The following is a 17,890-nucleotide window of genomic DNA, read 5'->3' as shown; positions in this document are numbered from 1 at the left end:
CAGTTGAGCGGCTCGCGTGTTGAGAGATCGGGAAAGGATCGGGCGTCAAACTATGGATGTGCTCGCTATGTTCGTGCTGCCGGCTATTGCCGGCGTGGCTATCGGAATTTTGTCCGGATTGCTGGGCATCGGAGGCGGCACGGTCATGGTTCCCATCTTCCGTTTGGCGTTCGGCATGAGCCCCGTCGTTTCCACGGCCACGTCGCTGTTCGCCATTATTCCCACGTCCATATCGGGCGCGGCATCCCATATACGCCATAAAACGTGCATCGTGTCGCTTGGCGTGGCGGCAGGCCTCGGCGGAGCGCTCACCTCGCCTTTGGGCGTGTGGCTTGCGCAGATTTCGCCCGCCTGGATGATTATGGTGGCTGCGGCGCTCATCATCGGCTGGTCGGCGGTGAAAATGCTGGGCAAGGCCTTCAAGATGCGCTCGCAGAACCGCACGCAACAGCATGCAGCGTCGAGCAGCACGATCGAGCCGGACGAAGCCGCCATCGAGCGTGTAGGCGACGCTGCGGCGAACGACGACGCGATTGACGATCCGACGAAGGTGAGCGCACAGGCTGGCGCTGCCGTCGACCCTGTGCCGCGCAAACTCACGCGCAAGCAGCTGCTCATCGGCGCAGGGATCGGCCTGGGCGCGGGCGTGGCATCCGGCTACGTCGGCGTGGGCGGCGGGTTCATCATGGTGCCCCTCATGCTGTCTCTTATCGGCATCGAGATGCGCCAGGCGTCCGGCACGTCGCTGATCGCCGTGATGATCCTCGCCATTCCCGGCGTCGTCGAGCAGGCGTTGCTGGGAAACATCAATTACGCGGCGGGCATTGCCATCGCCGTGGGCTCTATTCCCGGCGCGGTCATCGGCGCGCGTCTTGTGCGGGTGGTTCCCGAGCTCGCATTGCGCTTCGTCTTCGGCTTCTTCCTGATTGTGGCCGCCGTCATACTTGTTCTCAACGAATTCGGTATACTGGGCTGATGGGCTCAAGCGCGCTGCTTGGGCAGGGTTGAGCAACGCGGGGAGGTACCATGCAGGAAGAGACCAGGGAGTCGAAATCGGCGCTGCCGCGCTTCTTCACGCTCGAGATGTTCATGTTCACGGTGACGGCGCTTTCGGGTCTTGTGTTGCTGTGGTCCATCGCGGTGCCGTATCGCAATGTGGCAATCATGGTATGCGCAGGCGTGGTGTTCACGCTGTCCATAGTGGTGGTCATCCGTCTCATCATGGATCCCGATTCGGTGCGCGCTCGTCAGTCTGACTCCATGTTGAAGCTGGCTAGCCAAACGCTGACCTGCATGAACGACGGCATGGATTACAAGGCCGCGCAGAAGATCTGCGGGTTGCTGCTGCCGTCCACCGCGGCTATCGCCGTGGCTATCACCGACAAAAAGCAGATTTTGGGATACGCAGGCTTCGAGGAAGCTCAGAACCTGCCGGGCAGCATCATCCGCACCCACGCGACCCATGCCACGCTCGCCGACGGCAAGTTGCGCATCCTGTTCACGCCCGAAGATATCGGCTTCCCCAGCGAGTCGTCGAATATCAAGGCGGCCATCATCGTGCCGCTTGCCGTAGGCCGCAACGTCGAGGGCACGCTCAAGTTCTACTATCGCCGAGCGAAGCACATCAGCGAGACGCAGAAGTCCATCGCCGAAGGGTTCGGCAAACTGCTGTCCACGCAGATGGCGGCATCGGCGCTGGAAGAGCAGACGCAGTTGGCCACGCGCATGGAGCTGAAGATGCTCCAAAGCCAGATCAATCCGCACTTCTTGTTCAATACCATCAACACCATCGCCTCACTCATTCGCACCGACCCCGAAACGGCGCGCAAGTTGCTGCGCGAATTCGCCGTGTTCTATCGCCGAACGCTTGAAGACTCCGCCGATCTGATCGTGTTCGCGCGTGAGATGGAGCAAACGAAGCGGTACTTCACGTTCGAAGTGGCGCGTTTCGGTGCCGACCGCGTGGAGATGGAGATGCGGATCGATCCTCGTGTGGAAGACATGCTGGTGCCGCCTTTTTTGCTGCAACCGCTCGTGGAGAACGCTGTACGCCACGCCATGCCGAGCGAGGGGAAGTTGACTATCGAGGTGACGGGCGAGGTCACGGGCAACGACGTGATTGTGCGCGTGTGCGACAACGGCGTGGGTATGACCGAAGAGGCGCGCTGCAACATTCTTCATCCCGAATCGTCGCTCGGCCTCGGCATCGCGGTGAAGAACGTGCACGATCGAATCTGCGGCTACTTCGGTCCCGGTACGCATATGGAAGTGGAAAGCGAGCTCGGCAAGGGAACCTGCGTGATCCTCGTATTGAAGGAAGGGGCTCTGCGCGAGTACCAGTAGGAGGAGGGCGGAACGCGCTTCCGGCTTGCAAGAAGAAACGGCGCCCGAGAGGCGCCGTTTTGCGATCAGATGGTGCCCCAATCGCATGTCAAAACGAACGTCAAACGGGTATCCTTTTGAGACGTTGTACACCGAAAACGGAACGCCGATACTCATGCTTGAACATGGTTTTGGGCTGGTCGTATCACTTAAAGCTTCTTGACGAACTTGGACATGATGAAAAGGTCGTGGGTAAGCTTCGTCCACTCGCCCATGTCCTCAACAGCGCGCAGCTTCGTCCCAACGGGAACAATCAAGGCATCGTTATCGTTCTCAACGGATGGATTGTCGCGCAGGACGATTTTCGTGATGCGCGTGTCTTCGCTGCAAACGATGACAGGGTACTGGTCTTCGACCGGTGCGTCCTGCGGGGCTTCAGCCGGTGCCTGTGCGGCCTCGACCGGTGCGTCCTGCGGGGCTTCAGCCGGTGTCGCTTTTACGTCCTTTGCTGGCGTAGCCTTCGCGGTGGTTGTCTTTCTGGTTGCCATCATGATTCCTTTCTAGTAGGTCAACTGGTCGCCCGGATAGATCGTGTACGGGCTTGAAATGCCATTGCTCGAAGCGATGCTGCGCCAATCAACGCCCAGCTTCGCGCCAATGCCTGATAGAGTGTCGCCAGCAACGACGGTGTAGATGCGCTGCCGATTCGCGCCCAGCAGATCGTTCACGCGGCCTTGAACCGTATCGAAGTCGTATCCCGCAGCGGCAAGGCGGGCGCGGCGCTCGTCGCCGTTCCCCCACGCCCCCGCGATGACTTCATGGGCGATATCGTCAACGCTTTTCACCGGCTCCGCATTAGGTTCGGTCGAGCCAGAACCGGCGGAAGCGTATGCGTCCCATGCGCTTTCATCGCCGAAGAATATGTTCAGATCAAGCGAGCCGTTCCAGCCTGGAAGGCTTCCAGCGCTCGAATACTGGAACATCGCAGGGAAAGGCCATGCGCCGATGCCGCCGTTGTCAGTCCATGGCGAATCCTGGTAGCCCGTCGCGTTGTAGTTCGCATACTGCGCGAACCACAGACCGTAACCGGCGTTCGCCACGGAAGACCAGTCGTATTCGCGCAGCACGCTCTTACTCGCGTAAAGAAGCGGCTTCACGCCCGTTTCGGCGTAGACGGCATCAAGGAATTCTTTAGCCCACGAAACGCCTGCCGACAGTTCTTCCTCCCAGTCAAGCACGGGAATCGCTTCGCCAAAGTAGTTGCGACAGCTGTCGATGAAGAAGCGCGCTTCGTCGGCGGCGCTGCCCTTGTAACCCTTCTCGCGCGCGTAGTGGTAGAAGCCAAGTTTCTTTCCTTGCGCCTTCGCTTGCTGGTAGGCGCGGTCGCAATCGGGGTTCACGTAGCCGATGCCGCCGGTCGCCTTGATGACAACGAAGTCGCAAGGAACCACCGAAAGGTCGATGCCGGTCTGCCAAGATGAAATGTCGATACCGTTAAGCATAGGAAAGCCCTTCGTTCGTGAGTGAGTAGAAGTAAGACCATTCGACGTTCGCCAACTCGTCGCGCGTGAAGCTGCGCTGCGAATTCGCGCCGGAAGCAGGGTCGCGCACGCATACCGCATCACCATCGACGTGCCATATTGCGACGATGTGTCCGCCGTAGGTGGAATCTCCGAAGCGACCCGTCAGCGAAGCGAAGACAACGGAGCCGTCCGCAACGTCGGCGACGGCCTGGTTCAGGTCGTAGTAGATTTCTGATTGCGAAAGGCCGTAGGCCTGTTCCATGTAGTCGCCGAACAAGGCCATGTCGTTCACCCCGTGAACCGTGCATGTGTCGCCGACGATGCCTTGCAGATCGCGCGGCGTTGTCTTCTGGTTCGTGAGGTATTCGAGCGCCATGGCGGCGCACGTAAGCCCGCACCCGCTTTCGGCAACGGTGCTGTCGCCTGCGTACTCGATGTGCGCCCACTGAACATCGTCTTGCAGGTAAAGCGGCATGGTTCGCCCTGCCGGGATGACCTTCGGCATGGGTATATCGCTGACGGGAAGCGTCTCGCTTTCCGCGCCCTCTTTCGCTGTCGGTTGGCCGCTTGCGAAATGGACGGCGCAAGCGGCCAAGCCGACGCACAGGAGGGAAAGGAGTAGAAGCGCAAGGAATATGGCGGCGATCTGGCCGTCAGACACGATGCGACCGCGCTTGCGGACGTGGGAGCGCCCAGCGCTGCTAGTCCGCAGCATGGCCGTAGGAATCCTTCACCGCGTCGCCGACGAGGGCGGGAATGCGCCAGCTGTTGTTCTTCCAGTAGTTCCATGCGGACACGGAGAACGTGGCAACGCCGCTGATTATGTCGTACAGCGCCGCAGTGTCGATATCGAGCGTGGGAGCGCCGAAGAAGACGAAAAGCTGGTTCAGCCACACTATCGCGAACGCGACGGTTCGCGCGATCGTGCCGCCGGAAACCTTCAAGTCCTCCGAATCAACGTCGGCCATCACTTCAATGTTCTCGTTTTCGCTCATAGGTTTACCTTCCTTGTAGCTTGTTTTCGATTCTGGTCAGCGCAGCGTTCTGCTCTTGGAAACGCAGGTCTGAAGCGCGGTCGTGTTCGCGCAAGATAGCGACGGTCGTGTCACGCTCGTCGTTGTTTGCGTGCAGGGCTTCGGAGTTGTTCCGCAGGGCTTCGGAGTTGTTGTTGACCGCCGCCGTGCAGTTCTCTATGACCTGTTCGATGCGGGCGGAACTCTTGATCTTCGTGACCAGATACTGTTTGATGACGGGCGCGAAATAGGCGCTCGCGGCTATCAGCGCGATGACGAAGACCCAGAAAAAGCCTATCTCGCGCATCATGTCGGGGTTTTTGATTAGCTGATCGATCACGGCTTCACGTCGCTAGGCCGCAGCTTGCGATTCAAGTTCGTTGATTCGCGTGCGCCACTCCGCGCGCTTCTGCCGGATTGGCGCGTACTCGTCTTCGGCCATCGCGCCGTCAGAGAACTTCAGAGCCTGGTAGTCCGTTTGCGCCAGAAGCAGCTTCAGCGAATTGATTTCGGCAGAAGCTTCGTTTTCTGAATCCATTGCACCGCCCTTTCTATCCTGTTGTTTCCCTATTAACAGGATAGAAAGCGTGTCAGGGGTTTTCGCCGCTCATGCGGCCAAGCGCCGCGCAGCCGGGAAAGCGCAGTTAATCAGACCCCCCCCGTGGGAGGTTTTTCGATTCGAACAACGACGCGAACAGCGCGTCCATCGCAAGCACCGTCTTATGCGCATCGAGCCGGAGCATCGAGCCGCGCCAAGACTGGTACGATCTTTCGACTTGCTCAAAGGTCATGTCCCCGGAAGCGACGAAACGAGCCATCTTCTTCAGCTTCCTGCGCTCTCGCGTGATGGATTCCCGGCATGGGCGCATGACGATCTTGCCGTTGTCGCCGTAGCTTATCTTCTTCTTCAGCCACGTGAAACCGTGTGACAGCTTCACGATGTGGGTCTTCTTCCGGTTGATCTCGATTCCAAGTTCCGCGCATTTCCGCTCTATGAGCGCAAGAACGACCTGAAGGTACTCCTTCGATTCATGCAGGCAGTAGGAATCGTCCATGTAGCGCCCGTAGGCTTCCACGCCCAGCATTTCGGTCACGTAATGGTCGATTGACGAGGGGAACGCAACGGCGCATATCTGGTTCGGCTCGCTGCCAAGACCCAAGCCCACGTCGCCGCACGCGTCGATGAAGCCGTGCGTCAGCGCGACAATCCTTTCATCGTCAAGCGCGGCTCGAACGATCTCCTTCAGCGGGTCGTGCGCGATGGACGCGAAGTAGTTGCTGAAGTCGATAAGGAGGATGTACCCGCTTTTCCCGTGCGCGCGGTAGTGGGCGACAAGCTGCTTCTTCAGCCTTCTGATGGCGAAGTCGGTGCCACGGCCTTTCGTGTTGGCCGAGTTGTCCAAGATGAACGAGGGCGTGAGCGCCGGGACGAGGGCGTTCACCGACAGCGACTTGTGAATCACCCTTTCGGAGATATGGACGCTCGAAATGTTGCGAAGCTTCCCGCGTTCGTACAGCTGGAACTCGTGGAACCCTCGCCGAACGTCGTTTCCGGCAAGAAGGTCGCGGCGCGCCTTGACGATGTTGCGCAGCACGTCCTTCTCGTACCTTTGAACCGACGATTTCCACGCGATGCCGTTCTTAGCCTTAACGGCGGCGCGGTAAAGGCTGTTCAGGTCGGCGACGTTTTCCATCGTGCAGGATGCCAAGCGCTCGCGGCGCTTCTCCGCGCGCTTTTCCTCGCGCCGCGCGCGGCGCGCCCGCCTTCGTTCCTCGGATTTCAAAAGGCACCCCGCACGGATTGCAGCGCAGCGTTCGGTATCCGCATGAGAAGATGGCATGAAACGGCGCTGAACGCCGAAGCGCGCCGCCATGCAAGCAGCGTCCGCCATCCCTCGCGGGGTGCAGATTCACGGGCCCAAGCCCGAACGTCACGCCTTCCTTCCTCTACAGGCTCTGCTTTCGGGCATGTCCCTACTCGGTCTGGCCGTTCAGCGGAATCAGGGCAAGGGGCGAACCCACGTGTTCGTCGGGGAGTTGTAGTTGGCATTGCCATTGTTGTTGACGTAGCACGCGTTAACCGAAGAACCTCCCGACACGGAGCGAAGCCACCAATTGATGCGACCAGCAAAGCGTAACGTTCGCCCATTATAGCGCACGGAGCCTTTCCAGTTCGGCGGCGGTCGATTCAATGAGGTCTTCGGCGCTCTGCTTGCCGACCAGCTTCACGTTCTTTCGCGCGCCCTTCAGCAGCGATATCTCCAACTCGATTGATTCAACCACCGCATCGAACCTGTTCACGTTGATCGGAAGGCCGAGTTCGAGCAGGCATTGGAAGTCAAGGCACAGCTGTTCGCAGTCGGCGATTGCAAGCGTGAGGTATTTCCGGCGCTCAAGGACGTTGAAGGACGTGTTCGGGAAGAACTGGTCGGCTCGCGTTATGTTGTAGACGATGGAACGCGCCGTCTCGACGGTCGGCACCGCGTTCAGAAGCCGGTAGCTTTTCGGCACCACGTTCGGCGATGCCATAAGCTTGTTCACCTCGACGCGTATCGCGATTGCGCGCGAGTAGAATTCGTAGTCAGACAGGTTGCGCTTTCGTTGGTAGACGCTCAAAAACACCCCTCCAAAAACCGACCCGCTTCGCGGGTAATTGCGCCCGCGCAAGGCGGGCGCAGATAAGTATACGGTAGATGGCTCTTACGCTCCAATGAGGAAGCAGGGCAAGGGGCGAACCCACGTGTGCGTCGGGGAGTAGCAGCCGGCATAGCCAGAGCTGTGGACGCAGCACGCGTCAACCGAAGAACCTCCCGACACGGAGCGAAGCCACCAAGAGATGCGACCTTTGATGCGGTTCTTCGTCTCGCGGAATATCGGGAACTGGCTGTCCATGCCCTGACCGTAGCCCTTCGTCCCCCAGATCGGGCAACCGTACACTTCCATTTCGGACGGCGACCAGATTTTGCCCAAGTCCGCCCATTTCCAACTTGTGCTGTCGGTGAGCGCGCCGGAAGCCGAGTACCGCGTTTCAACAAGGCTGCGATGGTTGCGCATTACGTTCTGCCAAGCCGTGGGCATGAGCGGGAGGAACACGCCGGTTTCCCAGGCGTGGAGGTTGCTCGCAAGATACGGGTTGCTCTCGTCGGCTGTTCCGTTGTTGGTGTTGGTGGTGTTCCAGTAGATGTAGCTTCCGTTGATGGCGTAGTCGCCGGTGACTGCCGGGGTGGAGGTCGGAACCATGACGATGTGGTGTCCCATGGCCGCATCGGCGCAGTTGTAGTAGTGGTCGAAGGCGGCTATCTGGTAGCGCATGGTTACGCCACTCGAAAGGACGATATCAGTCCAGTCGCCGATGCGCAGCCCGTTGAAGTTTCCGGCCTTCGCGCGGGCGTTCAGGAACGCGGGGATGCTCCCTGCCGAAGCGATCTCGCTCGCAAGCGCCGTGATGGTGCTAATGTCGCGCCCAGCGTACACGTTGTCGGCAAGCTGGCGGTTGTACTCCGATTCGAGCAGCGCCGTCGATGCGTTGGTGCGCGCCGTCAGGTCTGCGATGTTGACCTTGTTCCCGTTTTTGTCGGTGATGTAGTTCACGTCTGCCATGGTTTTATTCTCCTATCCTAGTGTGATATTGCCGCTTGCGTAGGTTGAACAGGCGAGCGTGATCGTGTTGGCCGCATAGGTCGTGTCGCTTGATTTCGTCCACATGGTGTTCGCAAGGTAGAAGCATCCGTAATCTTCGCGCAGAAGCTTCGCCAAAGCGTCGATCTGCGCGGCTTCGCTGTCGCCGTCCTGCTGCGACAGAGCCTTGACGGCTTCCGCGACCACGTTCGACGCGGTTGCGGCGGCGGCGTTGGCGTTGTCTGCGGCTGCGTTGGCCTTTCTCGCCGCCCCGTCTGCTGCGTTCGTCGCTGATTGCGATTGGCTTTTCAACTCGGCGAATTCGGACACGCGGTCTTCTTCGGCGGCTGCTCTTTCGCTTTCCGCTCGCGACCTTTCGCTTTCGCTCCGGGTTCGGCCTTCCTCGTTTACGACGCGCGTCTTTTCAGCGGCGGCGCGCTCGCTCTCTGCCGTTGTCCTGTCCGTCTCGGAATCGATGCGCGTCGATTCGTTGTCGATGCGCATCGATTCGGCGCGCAAGCGCTCCTGCTCTGCGGCGGCGCGGGCTTGCTCGGCTTCCACCCGCTTAGTCTCGGCCTTCGCCACCGCGTCGTTCGTCGCCGTCAGGTCGGCGACGGCCTGCTGGAACATCGACAGATCGTCGTTCGAGCCGCCCGTTATGTCGTTGGTGATGGAGTGTTCGACGATTATCCTGAACTCGCGGCTTGACGTGATGACGCTGCCGGTTGCAGAAAGCTTGATGATCACGCGCGCAAGCACCACGCCGGGTGTCAGCATTTCGGTCGGGTACGTGACCTTCCATCGACCGGAAGCCGCGCTGACGGCATCGAACAGGCGCGAGTTGCTCTTGCCGGAGTTGAGGTTGCGCCAGCCGAGAATCACCGTGCAGCCCGTGGTGTCAACGGCTTCGCCGTTGCACTTCAGGGTCAGGTCGATTCCCTTGCCCTTCGCGTCCTCCGGCGAAGCCACCATGTCTTCGATGGCGCGCTGGTAGGCCGTGTCGATGGTCAGCGGGCGCAGATACCATGCTTCGCTAATCTTGCTTGCCATAAACCAGTCCCTTCAGTCGTGCGACCGCCGCCATGAACCCACCTTCAGCGGCAGAATCAGCGGCTTCGGCGCTCATGGTCATTACGGCGGCGGACGGGTACAGGTCTGCCGCAAGGGCATCGAAAACGGCTACCGTGGCCATCATGCGCTCGTCAACGTAGACAGGCTGGACGAGAACAAGCGGTTCCCCCATCGCGGGCGGCTCAACGACCTCTGACGCGTCCACGATCTCGCGGTTGCCGCTCTCGTCAACGGCTATGAACACGATGTTGTTTTCAGCGTTCTTGGCGAGCGCAGATCTATCGAAGTCGCTTACCTGCCATTCGCAATTTCCTACAGGGTCGTGCGCGAGGTAGTACAGGATGTTGCCCATTGGTTGAATCCTCCTTAGTCGAAGTTGCACACCGTGCAGAAGCCGTCCACAAAATTGATGTTTCGCGTCGCGTTCCACCACGTGATAGTCCCGTCGCTGTTAGGGTCGATCTTGCTTATGTAGTGCAGGGTGCAGTTTTTTGTCACCGCATGCGTCGTTGTCGTTGATTCGCTGCTCGAAGCCGCAGCGGAGATAAGCGGCGTGGTGATGCGTATGTGGTTGTTGCCGGTAAGCTGCAACCCGGTCGTAAGCTGCCCGGTACTGACGTTTCTCATATGCGCCGAAAAATCGACAACGCCGATCTGTACACCGTTTTCTATGCCTTGAATCTCGCCGTTGATGAGCCGCAGCAGGTTCGATGACGTGCCGCATTCGAACGTTCCGCTCGCGTCGATGTTGCTCGCTTTCATGTAGTTGGTCGTGAGCGTCCCGCTCCCGAGATTCCACGAGTTTCTTCCGTAAACGTCGCTGATGATGCCTGTCTTCAGGTAAGTTGCGTTGATGTACAGCTTGCCGCCGGAAAGGTAGATGCCCTGCGTCTGCCCGTCGTTGGTCAGCTTGTTGAATATGCTGCGCTGCGTCTGCGCGTCCACGGCATCCTGGGCTATCTTGGCGGCGGTCTTGTCGCCTATCTTGGCATCGGCGGACAAGGAGAACTCGCCGGTGTCCAAGTCCCAAAAGTTCTTTCCTTTGCTATCGCGTATGCCACCCTGTTTGAACAGCATGTCGCCGGTTTCGAGGTTCCACCAGTTGGAACCGCCTTGTATGATGCCCGCGTTTATCTCGTCGGCGCTGAAGCCGTCGCCAGTCCCGAACGTGCGCCATTGCCACGTGTCGCCGACGCGCCTGTTCGCGATGCGGAAGCCCGCGCCGTTCAGCTGTATCGCCATGGTCGGGTTCTGGTCAACCGGCCTGTCGTAGACGGTTATTCCCTCGCCGGGTTCCATGTAGACGTACCCGCCGGTCGCGTTCATGACGGCGTTGATAACTCCTATAACGCCGCTGATGTAGCTTTCGTCGGCGCTCGCCGCCTTGTCCCACGCCCCCGAATGGTCGCGCATGCTCTGCAACGCCGCAGCCTGCCTGTTGATCTGGTCTGAAATGGCGGGGGTGACGTTGCCAAGCGTGATGACGGTTTCGGACGGCACGCGGTAGTTCCACTCGACGCGCAGGATTCGCCCCTGCAACTCTAGGGCGGGCGAAAACGCCCAGTCGATGATCTGCACGTCATCGCCCAAGGAAAAGCCCTCGAACCTGAAACCAGCTTCGCAGAGCGCCTGCACCGTCGCTTCGTAGGTGACTTTCGGCTTCGTCCTGTTCGGCAGTTCCGCTTTCGTTAGCGCAAGCAGTTCGGACGGGTCTTCGCACTCGTCGTATTCGACTTCGCCGAAAACGTGCGCAAGCCCGCCGGGAAGCAGCGTGCCGTCAGGGCGACCCCACAGGAGAAGGGCTTCGTTGTCGGCTACGTAGTTCATGCCGCCGTTCACCTCGCCGAAGGTGATCTTGCGCGTGAACCCGCCCGTTTCCTCTCCCGATTCGTCGGTGGCCGCAAGGCCGGAGCCGTAGCCGTAGAGCGCCGTCACAACATCGTCAGATTCGACCTTGCGCCTGATCGATATCAGGTCTTTCTTGTACTCGAACCGCTTGTACCCGTTGCCGCCGATGCGCGACACGACCGACACGCGGCGGCGCGAAACGCCTGCCGTCCCGACGCTGATTTCCGTTCTGACCTCGCCGCCCCATGTTTCGGCCACCGCGTTGATGGCCGCGCGGGCGCTCATGTGGTAGAAGTTCTGCGACTTGCTTCCAAGGCTTGACGTAGCGCCCTGCTCCCACCTGGTCACGGAAAGCGCCTTCGCAAGCGCGGCGGACGCGGCCATGTTCTGGTTGCGGAGGTCTTCCACGTAGTCGCCGTTCGTCTCGCACAGGCTGTTCTCCGCGATGACCGTGTTCAGCACGCGCGCTTCCTCGCGGCTTTCGTCGGTTTCGGTCACCACGTGCTCGTGCCACACGCCGCCGCCGTCTTGGAACACAACGCGGTCGCCCTTCTCGAACCGGACGGGTGTCGTGAATGTCAAGGTGTCCTCGCCGTTGACTTCCTCGGCGCGGGTGCAGGTGATGGGCGTGACCGTGCCGATCTGCGCGCCCCAGCGGTCGTACACCAGCAGTTCGACCATGGCTACAGCCTTCTTTCGGCGTAGGTCATGGTCGCCGATACCGCGCTTGACGCGTTCAGTATGCGCATGGTGTGCGTTCCCGGCTCCAACTCGAACCACCGCGATTGCGGCGTGATGGGAAGCTTCGTCGGGGTCGTTGACGTTGCGGTCGCGTAGAGCAGCGGAACCTTCATGCGGTCGGTTCCAACGGTGCAATCGAACACGACGCGGTTGCCAGCCTTGAAGGCGTATTCGCTTCGCATGACAAGCCCCGTGGTCATGTCGCTGACGGCGACGTAGCTGCACGCTGCGGGTATGTCGATTGCGACGATAGGCCGCGCGAGGTAGGTTCCCATGATCTGCACGTCCTTCGCGGCGTAGCCGAGCGCCACGGTGCGGTCATCGTCAACGTAGCGCACGGGGTCGTAGGCGACGAACGTGACGGTCGCGCCGCCCGTTCCGAACCACTTTTCGAAGTCTATCGTCCCCGTCAGCATGGCGATGTAGTATTCCCCCGGATGCAGGCGCGTGTACAGCTTCGTCGGCGTTCTGCTGTGCAGCTTCGATGCCAGGAATGGCAGCAGTTCGTTGAGCGCGCGCCTGTTCTCGCGGATGACGCGCACGTCGATCTCGATCACGCGCGTTCCGAACGTCGCGGAATTGAACAGCTGGCCGTCCGCGCCCGGAACGTCCAGCGCGTCAACAACCGTTTCGGGTAGGATGGATTCGCGGATATCCTCGTCCACCATGTACAGCGAGAAGTCGAAGCCGTTGTAGATCATGCGTACACCGTGCCTTCCACGCGCGCGGCGCGCTGCCCCAACCGGTACAGTTCTTGGGCTACGCCGCGAATGTCGCTTTCCTTCCCAACGGTCATGTTCTGCACGATCACGGTGCCGCCGCCGCTGCCGCCGCGCACCATCTGCAACGCTTCGGCCATCAGTTCGGGCAGCTTCGCCAGCGGCATGACGGCTTCAGCGCCAGCTTCGCCAACGCCGATCACGGAGGGCTTGTTGATGATGCCGCCCTTCGCGTACCATTCAACGCCGAACGTCGGTATGGACGGCGGGTTAAGGCTGAAGGAGCCTGAAACCGTGAAATGCGGAAGCGTGAACTTCGGGAATTCGAGGTGCAGCCCGCTGAAGAAGTTGGCAATCGCGTTCAGTCCGTCAGAAACGACGTTCTTAGCGTCGCCTATTGCGTTGCCTATCGTGTCGGCGATGCTGCCGAAGATGCTGCCGACCGTGTTCGACACGCCGTTGAACACGTCGGAAACGACGCTTGCGATGGTGTTCACCACGTTCGTGATCGTGGATGCGATGCCGTTCCAAACGCTCGTTACTATCCCCGTGATTCCGTTCAGGATGCTGCTTATGCCGTCCTGCATCATCGAGAAGTCGCCGGTGACTATGCCGACGATCAGGCCGAGAACGGTTTGGAAGATGCCCGATATCACGTCCCACGCGCCCTGAATCACGCCCGTCACCATCGCGAGTATCGTCGATATCTGGTCGGCGATGGCCGTGAACACGGTTCCGACAACCGCAAGAATCGTGTCGAGAACGCCGGTCACGATTGCCTGTATGGTCGGCCAGACCACTTCGAATATCTGCTGAATGATCGGCATCACCGTCGCGAACAGGTTCTGGATTTCAGTCCAGATGTTCATGACGGCGGCTTGGAACTCGCTGTTGGTGTTCCAAAGGTAGACGATGATCGCGATGACCGCGCCGACCGCAGCCACGACGGCGGCGATAGGGGCGAGCGGAAGGCTGATCGCACCTGCAACCATCGAAAGGCCTGCCGTCAGTCCGGGAAGCGCCATGATGATCATCCCGACGATGGTCAGAATCGGGCCGAGCGCGGCGACGAGCGCGAGCGCCACGGCAACGACCGTCTGCATGGACGGGTCTAGTTCGCTGAACCACGTCGCGAGGTCGCCGACGAATCCGGCGACGGCCTGGATGGCGGGAGCGAGCGCGGTTCCCAGCGCGATGGACGCGCTCTCTATCGCGCCCTCCATGTTCTCCATCGCCCACGACAGTTCGCCCTTCTGCGCCGCCGCCATCGTTTCGGCTGCGGTCGCGTCGTGGGTCGCTTCGGTGTACTTCGCAAGCCCGTCCGCGCCCTGCGTCATCATGACGGCGGCGGCGCGGCTCGCGTCGCTGCCGAAGATGGTCTGCATGGCAGCGTCGCGCTGCGCGTCGGACAAGCCGCCGAGTTTCGTTTGCAGTTCTGCGGCTATCTCGCTCGCGCTGCGCATGTGGCCGTCCTGGTCGCGCACCTGCAAGCCAAGTTCCGCCACCGCGTCAGCCGCCTTGTCGGTCGGCGCTGCAAGGCGCTGTAGCATGGTCTTCAGGCTCGTGCCAGCGTCGGAGCCTTGTATGCCCGCGTCGGCGAACATGCCGAGGACGGCGGCTGTGTCCTGGATATCCCACCCGACGAGGTTCGCCTGTGCCGAGCATTGGGACATGGCCTGCGTGAGGTCTGCCACGTCGGCGGACGAAGCGTTTGCAGACCCGGCGAGCGCGTTCGCGATGACGCTCGCATCGCCAGCCGCAAGCCCGAACGCGCCCATCGACTGAACCGTGGCGTTCGCGGCGGTGGCAAGTTCAAGGCCGCCTGCCGCAGCGAGGTTCATCGACGCTTCGAGCGCGCCGGACTTGATGTCTGCTTCGGTCAGACCGCCCTTCGCCAACTCGACCATGGCCTGACCGGCTTCGGTTGCCGAGAACACCGTGTCAGCGCCCAGCTGAAGCGCGAGCGTGCGCAACCCGTCCATGTCCGCGCCCGCGTCGCCGAGCGCGCCGGAAACCTGCGACATGGCATCATCGAAGGTCGCGGCGGTGCTGACGGCCTGCGAGCCTGCGGCGACGAGCGGAACCGTAAGGCCTGCGGTCATGCCAACGCCGACGTTGCGTATGCTGCTGCCGATATCCCTGAACCTGTCGGCGTTCGCCTGCATCTTCGCGGACAGCTGGCCGAGCGACGTGCTGGCCGACTGCTGCGCCCTCTCCGCCTGCTTCAGCTGCGCTTCGTAGGATTCAAGCTTGCTTTCGGTCTGGATGATCTCGCGCTGAAGCTTGTCCCATTCGTCGGTGCCGATCTTGCTTTGGTCTTGGGACATGGCTTGCAGCTGCGAGCGCAGAACCTTCAGGCGGTCTTTGGTCTGCTCGACCTTGTTCGACAGCTGGCCGGTCTGCTGCGCAAGCAGCGTCATGTTCCCCGGATTGAACTTCAGCGCGGTCTTGATCTGGTTCAGTTCTTTTTGGGTCTTCGACGCGGCGGAATTGACTTGGCGCATGGCCGACTGAAGGTCTGACGTATCAGCCCCCAGTTCGATCACTATGCCTTCGTACTTCGTCGCCACGTCGCTCTACATCCTTTTCAAACTCTCAATGTCGGCTTGGGTCGCTTCTCTGTAGCGTTTTCCTCTCCCCGCGCTCGAAGCCGCCGAATTCGCTTCTGCTGTGATTGCGGAGAAGATCAGGTAGTCGTTCAAGGGCATTTCCCACAGGTCGGCGTAGCTGAAGCCCATGGCGAGCGCACCTAACGCCATCGAGTGGTACGGATACCTGCGCGCCGCTTCGCCGACTTCGCTAACCTGCCTTGACTTCGGAAGCTTCGGCGGTGCTTCGAAAAAACTCCCTGTTCGCTTCCTCCATCACGCCTTTCATCCAGCTTGTTTCCTTGTAGTCGAGGTCGGCGTTCGCGTTCATCCACGCCGAATAGGGCGGTATGACGGAAGGTGCCGCCGTCTTCGCCATCGCCCACAAGGCGCGGCGCATGATGCCGAATTTCGGCGTTTCCCCCATCGATGAAATGTCGGTGACGATATCGGCACCGTCGAACTCGCGTTCATACAGCAGGCACGTCATCGAAGTGGCGTGGATGTTCAGCTTCGTGTCCTTGCTGGTGTTTACTTCGCGCATGTCGTTCCCCCCTTAGCCCGCGACGCTGTTCGTCGCAGTGGGAAGGTTCACCGATTTGAACCAGTTGTCGAACGTGGACGCGTTGGTGGCGCTCAACTCGCACATCGCCTTGATGTAGGGCGTTTCGCCGATCATGTACGGGTCAATCGAAATGCCGCACTTCTCGGTTGTCGGCTCCACCTCGTCTTCAGTGGTTCCCCATTCGTGTTCGGGTCGGTCAAGCGTGCAGTTGTAGTAGCAGAAGCGCGTGTTGGTCAGGTCGCCTTCGACTTCGAACAGCAGGGCGAAGGGCTTCACAACGACGTTGCCGCCGATTTCGTACAGCACGCCGGTCGCTTCGTCGTATGTCCAGCCCTGCGCGTCCGCCATGATCTTCAGCGCAAACTTCGCAAGTTCAAGTTCGCCGCTATAGCCGTTGTTCGCGCGGCCGATGAAGTACACCGTGTCATCGGCGTACCATTTCTTCGTGTCGCCTTCCGGGCTGGTCTTCAGCGCCCGGCATCCCGGAAGGGCAACGGGCGTTTCGAACTTGTCTTCTGCTTCGTCAAACCACGCAAGGTATACGTTGCGCACGCCATAGCGCACGCCTGTTTTCTTTTCCATCTCGTTCCTTTCATCTAAGGTCTGTGAACGTGTACGTTGTCTCGTGCATTCGTTCGCTTGGAATCGGCACGCGGTGCTTCGCGTAGGCGAAGCCAAGCCTTCCTATCGCCGTTTCAACGGCGGATTCGGCGGCTTCGTCTGGGTACTGGTCGGTGTACAGGCGCACTTCGCAGCGCTCCATCGGCCTGTACGTCCTGCTGTCGGCGAAGAAGCCGGGTGCGGACGGGAAGGAATAGGAGATTCGCGGCAGGCTCGAATCGTCGTGCGCGCCGAGAAGATGCACCGGGTATCCGGTTGACTTCAGCGCCTGGAACACCGCCGTTTCGCTCATTCGCCCAACTCCTTTCGCAACTCGTCAGCCGCCTGCTCGAAGGCGGGGCGGATGTGCGGTATGGCCGGGGCGAAGCCGCCTTGCCGCAACTCGTGGCCGTTTTCGAGCAGGTGCGTCAAAGACGGCTTCGCGGTGTTCTTGATCTCGACCGTCGTTCCAACGCCTAACGACTTCTTTTCCCGCATGCCCCATCCCTTCGCGTATTCGCCACTTTTGACGGGCGATTTTGCGCGAAGGTTGGCGGCTGCTTTGCGTCCGATGCGCTTGACGGCGGTCGATGCCGTCAGCTGCTTTTCCACAACGAATTCGCGGGCGACCGCCGTCATGGTCGCGGTAAGACGGTCGATGCTCGTTTTCCTAGCCATCGTCTGCCACCTTCTGCGAGCAGGTAAGGCGCACGAACTCGCCGCGCCCGCCGCGCGAAACGTCGGTGATCGCAAGGGCTTCGCCGCGATACTCGATTGTTTCCTCTCCGTGGTAGTCGCATGCGCGCATCTGGAGCAGATGGCGCGGGCGCATGCCCTCCGCGTCCGCCACGTTGAAGCTGGCGGCGCTCACGCTGAAGGGGTTCACGAACACGCGCTTGCGCGTGCTTTCGGGCAACTGCCGCCCATTCTTGCCTTCAGCGTAGGTGACATGCACCAGCACCGCCGTTTCGGAAAAGCCGCTCATTCCTCACCGACCTCCACGGTGTATTCCTGCGAGTTGAGCATGTCGCGCTCGCAAGCCAGATACGATGCCCAATACTTTTCGGAATCGGGGTTGTCCAGGCCGAAGCGCGCCTTGCAGTACGTAAGCACCGCTTCGACAACCAGCGGGTCATTGCAGGAATCGGCCTTCGCGTCGATCACGCCGGACAGCTTCAGGTCGTGACGGGCTGCTTTGCACAGCCCGTCAACCTCGTCGCAAAAGGCATCGTCGGTGATGCGCAGGGCGGTCATCGCCTTGTCTGTCAAGCCGTCCTTCTCC

The 17,890-nt window shown here is 60.5% G+C and carries 24 protein-coding genes; 2 read left to right on the top strand and 22 right to left on the bottom strand.

Translation table 11 applies throughout. From position 1 onward, the window contains the following. The first annotated feature begins 52 nt into the window (after nt 1-52). Both GT613_RS02190 and GT613_RS02185 read left to right on the top strand, forming a co-directional pair. Nucleotides 53-976 carry a sulfite exporter TauE/SafE family protein gene (locus GT613_RS02190; protein ID WP_009305398.1) on the top strand — a complete coding sequence of 308 codons (924 nt, stop codon included), beginning with the start codon at nt 53-55 and terminating at the stop codon, nt 974-976. A 50-nt stretch (nt 977-1,026) separates the two neighbouring features. Next, entirely contained in the window at nt 1,027-2,343 is a 1,317-nt protein-coding gene (locus tag GT613_RS02185) for a histidine kinase (protein WP_009305397.1), read from the top strand. Nucleotides 2,344-2,531: 188 nt separating this feature from the next. Here the strand turns inward: GT613_RS02185 and GT613_RS02180 are convergent, their stop codons facing one another. The 22 genes from GT613_RS02180 to GT613_RS02080 all read right to left on the bottom strand — a co-directional run bounded on the left by GT613_RS02180 (nt 2,532) and on the right by GT613_RS02080 (nt 17,877). Beyond that, nucleotides 2,532-2,870, bottom strand: a complete 339-nt coding sequence (locus GT613_RS02180) for a hypothetical protein (protein ID WP_114526791.1) — start codon at nt 2,868-2,870, stop codon at nt 2,532-2,534. A 12-nt stretch (nt 2,871-2,882) separates the two neighbouring features. Further along, on the bottom strand, nt 2,883-3,824 hold the full coding sequence (locus GT613_RS02175; RefSeq protein ID WP_114526792.1) for a GH25 family lysozyme: 942 nt from the start codon (nt 3,822-3,824) through the stop codon (nt 2,883-2,885). Further along, nucleotides 3,817-4,560, bottom strand: a complete 744-nt coding sequence (locus tag GT613_RS02170; protein WP_114526793.1) for a C39 family peptidase — start codon at nt 4,558-4,560, stop codon at nt 3,817-3,819. The genes GT613_RS02175 and GT613_RS02170 overlap by 8 nt, the downstream gene beginning before the upstream one ends. Then, a complete protein-coding gene (locus GT613_RS02165; RefSeq protein ID WP_114526794.1) occupies nt 4,547-4,840 on the bottom strand; it encodes a phage holin in 294 nt (97 codons plus the stop codon). Before GT613_RS02165 ends, GT613_RS02170 begins: the two co-directional genes overlap by 14 nt. A 4-nt stretch (nt 4,841-4,844) precedes the next feature. Further along, nucleotides 4,845-5,198 carry a hypothetical protein gene (locus GT613_RS02160; protein WP_147272532.1) on the bottom strand — a complete coding sequence of 118 codons (354 nt, stop codon included), beginning with the start codon at nt 5,196-5,198 and terminating at the stop codon, nt 4,845-4,847. A 12-nt stretch (nt 5,199-5,210) separates the two neighbouring features. Continuing rightward, nucleotides 5,211-5,396 (bottom strand): hypothetical protein, encoded by a 186-nt coding sequence (locus GT613_RS02155; protein WP_114526796.1) that lies wholly within the window; start codon nt 5,394-5,396, stop codon nt 5,211-5,213. A gap of 106 nt (nt 5,397-5,502) precedes the next feature. Continuing rightward, on the bottom strand, nt 5,503-6,642 hold the full coding sequence (locus tag GT613_RS02150; protein WP_203229537.1) for an RNA-directed DNA polymerase: 1,140 nt from the start codon (nt 6,640-6,642) through the stop codon (nt 5,503-5,505). A 216-nt stretch (nt 6,643-6,858) separates the two neighbouring features. Further along, nucleotides 6,859-7,017 carry a DUF6273 domain-containing protein gene (locus tag GT613_RS15735; RefSeq protein WP_309295315.1) on the bottom strand — a complete coding sequence of 53 codons (159 nt, stop codon included), beginning with the start codon at nt 7,015-7,017 and terminating at the stop codon, nt 6,859-6,861. Then, on the bottom strand, nt 7,007-7,474 hold the full coding sequence (locus tag GT613_RS02145; protein ID WP_203229538.1) for a hypothetical protein: 468 nt from the start codon (nt 7,472-7,474) through the stop codon (nt 7,007-7,009). Before GT613_RS02145 ends, GT613_RS15735 begins: the two co-directional genes overlap by 11 nt. 84 nt (nt 7,475-7,558) lie before the next feature. Further along, nucleotides 7,559-8,458, bottom strand: coding sequence for a DUF6273 domain-containing protein (locus GT613_RS02140; protein ID WP_161172490.1), 900 nt, complete (start codon nt 8,456-8,458; stop codon nt 7,559-7,561). 12 nt (nt 8,459-8,470) lie between these two features. Further along, a complete protein-coding gene (locus tag GT613_RS02135) occupies nt 8,471-9,526 on the bottom strand; it encodes a BppU family phage baseplate upper protein (protein WP_114526798.1) in 1,056 nt (351 codons plus the stop codon). Then, a complete protein-coding gene (locus tag GT613_RS02130; protein ID WP_114526799.1) occupies nt 9,510-9,899 on the bottom strand; it encodes a hypothetical protein in 390 nt (129 codons plus the stop codon). Before GT613_RS02130 ends, GT613_RS02135 begins: the two co-directional genes overlap by 17 nt. Before the next feature lie 14 nt (nt 9,900-9,913). Then, entirely contained in the window at nt 9,914-12,076 is a 2,163-nt protein-coding gene (locus GT613_RS02125; RefSeq protein ID WP_114526800.1) for a phage tail spike protein, read from the bottom strand. 2 nt (nt 12,077-12,078) lie between these two features. Further along, complete coding sequence (locus tag GT613_RS02120) at nt 12,079-12,837, bottom strand: distal tail protein Dit (RefSeq protein ID WP_114526801.1); 759 nt, start codon at nt 12,835-12,837, stop codon at nt 12,079-12,081. Continuing rightward, on the bottom strand, nt 12,834-15,425 hold the full coding sequence (locus tag GT613_RS02115) for a phage tail tape measure protein (protein ID WP_114526802.1): 2,592 nt from the start codon (nt 15,423-15,425) through the stop codon (nt 12,834-12,836). Before GT613_RS02115 ends, GT613_RS02120 begins: the two co-directional genes overlap by 4 nt. 6 nt (nt 15,426-15,431) lie before the next feature. After that, complete coding sequence (locus GT613_RS02110) at nt 15,432-15,593, bottom strand: hypothetical protein (protein ID WP_157003423.1); 162 nt, start codon at nt 15,591-15,593, stop codon at nt 15,432-15,434. Between the two features lie 61 nt (nt 15,594-15,654). Continuing rightward, a complete protein-coding gene (locus tag GT613_RS02105) occupies nt 15,655-15,987 on the bottom strand; it encodes a hypothetical protein (protein WP_114526804.1) in 333 nt (110 codons plus the stop codon). A 12-nt stretch (nt 15,988-15,999) separates the two neighbouring features. Next, on the bottom strand, nt 16,000-16,590 hold the full coding sequence (locus GT613_RS02100; RefSeq protein WP_114526805.1) for a major tail protein: 591 nt from the start codon (nt 16,588-16,590) through the stop codon (nt 16,000-16,002). Between the two features lie 10 nt (nt 16,591-16,600). Continuing rightward, entirely contained in the window at nt 16,601-16,921 is a 321-nt protein-coding gene (locus GT613_RS02095; protein WP_114526806.1) for a hypothetical protein, read from the bottom strand. Then, a complete protein-coding gene (locus GT613_RS02090; protein WP_114526807.1) occupies nt 16,918-17,247 on the bottom strand; it encodes an HK97 gp10 family phage protein in 330 nt (109 codons plus the stop codon). Before GT613_RS02090 ends, GT613_RS02095 begins: the two co-directional genes overlap by 4 nt. 31 nt (nt 17,248-17,278) lie before the next feature. Next, nucleotides 17,279-17,593, bottom strand: coding sequence for a hypothetical protein (locus tag GT613_RS02085; RefSeq protein WP_114526808.1), 315 nt, complete (start codon nt 17,591-17,593; stop codon nt 17,279-17,281). Further along, nucleotides 17,590-17,877, bottom strand: a complete 288-nt coding sequence (locus GT613_RS02080; RefSeq protein ID WP_181872674.1) for a DNA-packaging protein — start codon at nt 17,875-17,877, stop codon at nt 17,590-17,592. The genes GT613_RS02085 and GT613_RS02080 overlap by 4 nt, the downstream gene beginning before the upstream one ends. Nucleotides 17,878-17,890: the final 13 nt, after the last annotated feature.

Origin of the sequence: Eggerthella sp. BIOML-A4 (assembly GCF_009875575.1) — a bacterium.
GTDB lineage: Bacteria > Actinomycetota > Coriobacteriia > Coriobacteriales > Eggerthellaceae > Eggerthella > Eggerthella lenta.
The sequence above is the reverse complement of the archived record's forward strand: the minus strand, read 5'-3'. Positions and strand labels throughout refer to the sequence as shown.

What these genes read in the sequence shown, in the direction of transcription:
- GT613_RS02125 (WP_114526800.1), bottom strand. Translation starts at nt 12,076, where the DNA reads ATGGTCGAACTGCTGGTGTACGACCGCTGGGGCGCGCAGATCGGCACG.
- GT613_RS02085 (WP_114526808.1), bottom strand. Translation starts at nt 17,593, where the DNA reads ATGAGCGGCTTTTCCGAAACGGCGGTGCTGGTGCATGTCACCTACGCT.
- GT613_RS02185 (WP_009305397.1), top strand. Translation starts at nt 1,027, where the DNA reads ATGCAGGAAGAGACCAGGGAGTCGAAATCGGCGCTGCCGCGCTTCTTC.
- GT613_RS02100 (WP_114526805.1), bottom strand. Translation starts at nt 16,590, where the DNA reads ATGGAAAAGAAAACAGGCGTGCGCTATGGCGTGCGCAACGTATACCTT.
- GT613_RS02190 (WP_009305398.1), top strand. Translation starts at nt 53, where the DNA reads ATGGATGTGCTCGCTATGTTCGTGCTGCCGGCTATTGCCGGCGTGGCT.
- GT613_RS02130 (WP_114526799.1), bottom strand. Translation starts at nt 9,899, where the DNA reads ATGGGCAACATCCTGTACTACCTCGCGCACGACCCTGTAGGAAATTGC.
- GT613_RS02140 (WP_161172490.1), bottom strand. Translation starts at nt 8,458, where the DNA reads ATGGCAGACGTGAACTACATCACCGACAAAAACGGGAACAAGGTCAAC.
- GT613_RS02120 (WP_114526801.1), bottom strand. Translation starts at nt 12,837, where the DNA reads ATGATCTACAACGGCTTCGACTTCTCGCTGTACATGGTGGACGAGGAT.
- GT613_RS02090 (WP_114526807.1), bottom strand. Translation starts at nt 17,247, where the DNA reads ATGACGGCGGTCGCCCGCGAATTCGTTGTGGAAAAGCAGCTGACGGCA.
- GT613_RS02095 (WP_114526806.1), bottom strand. Translation starts at nt 16,921, where the DNA reads ATGAGCGAAACGGCGGTGTTCCAGGCGCTGAAGTCAACCGGATACCCG.
- GT613_RS02155 (WP_114526796.1), bottom strand. Translation starts at nt 5,396, where the DNA reads ATGGATTCAGAAAACGAAGCTTCTGCCGAAATCAATTCGCTGAAGCTG.
- GT613_RS02105 (WP_114526804.1), bottom strand. Translation starts at nt 15,987, where the DNA reads ATGCGCGAAGTAAACACCAGCAAGGACACGAAGCTGAACATCCACGCC.
- GT613_RS02180 (WP_114526791.1), bottom strand. Translation starts at nt 2,870, where the DNA reads ATGGCAACCAGAAAGACAACCACCGCGAAGGCTACGCCAGCAAAGGAC.
- GT613_RS02175 (WP_114526792.1), bottom strand. Translation starts at nt 3,824, where the DNA reads ATGCTTAACGGTATCGACATTTCATCTTGGCAGACCGGCATCGACCTT.
- GT613_RS02165 (WP_114526794.1), bottom strand. Translation starts at nt 4,840, where the DNA reads ATGAGCGAAAACGAGAACATTGAAGTGATGGCCGACGTTGATTCGGAG.
- GT613_RS02110 (WP_157003423.1), bottom strand. Translation starts at nt 15,593, where the DNA reads ATGGGCTTCAGCTACGCCGACCTGTGGGAAATGCCCTTGAACGACTAC.
- GT613_RS02170 (WP_114526793.1), bottom strand. Translation starts at nt 4,560, where the DNA reads ATGCTGCGGACTAGCAGCGCTGGGCGCTCCCACGTCCGCAAGCGCGGT.
- GT613_RS02135 (WP_114526798.1), bottom strand. Translation starts at nt 9,526, where the DNA reads ATGGCAAGCAAGATTAGCGAAGCATGGTATCTGCGCCCGCTGACCATC.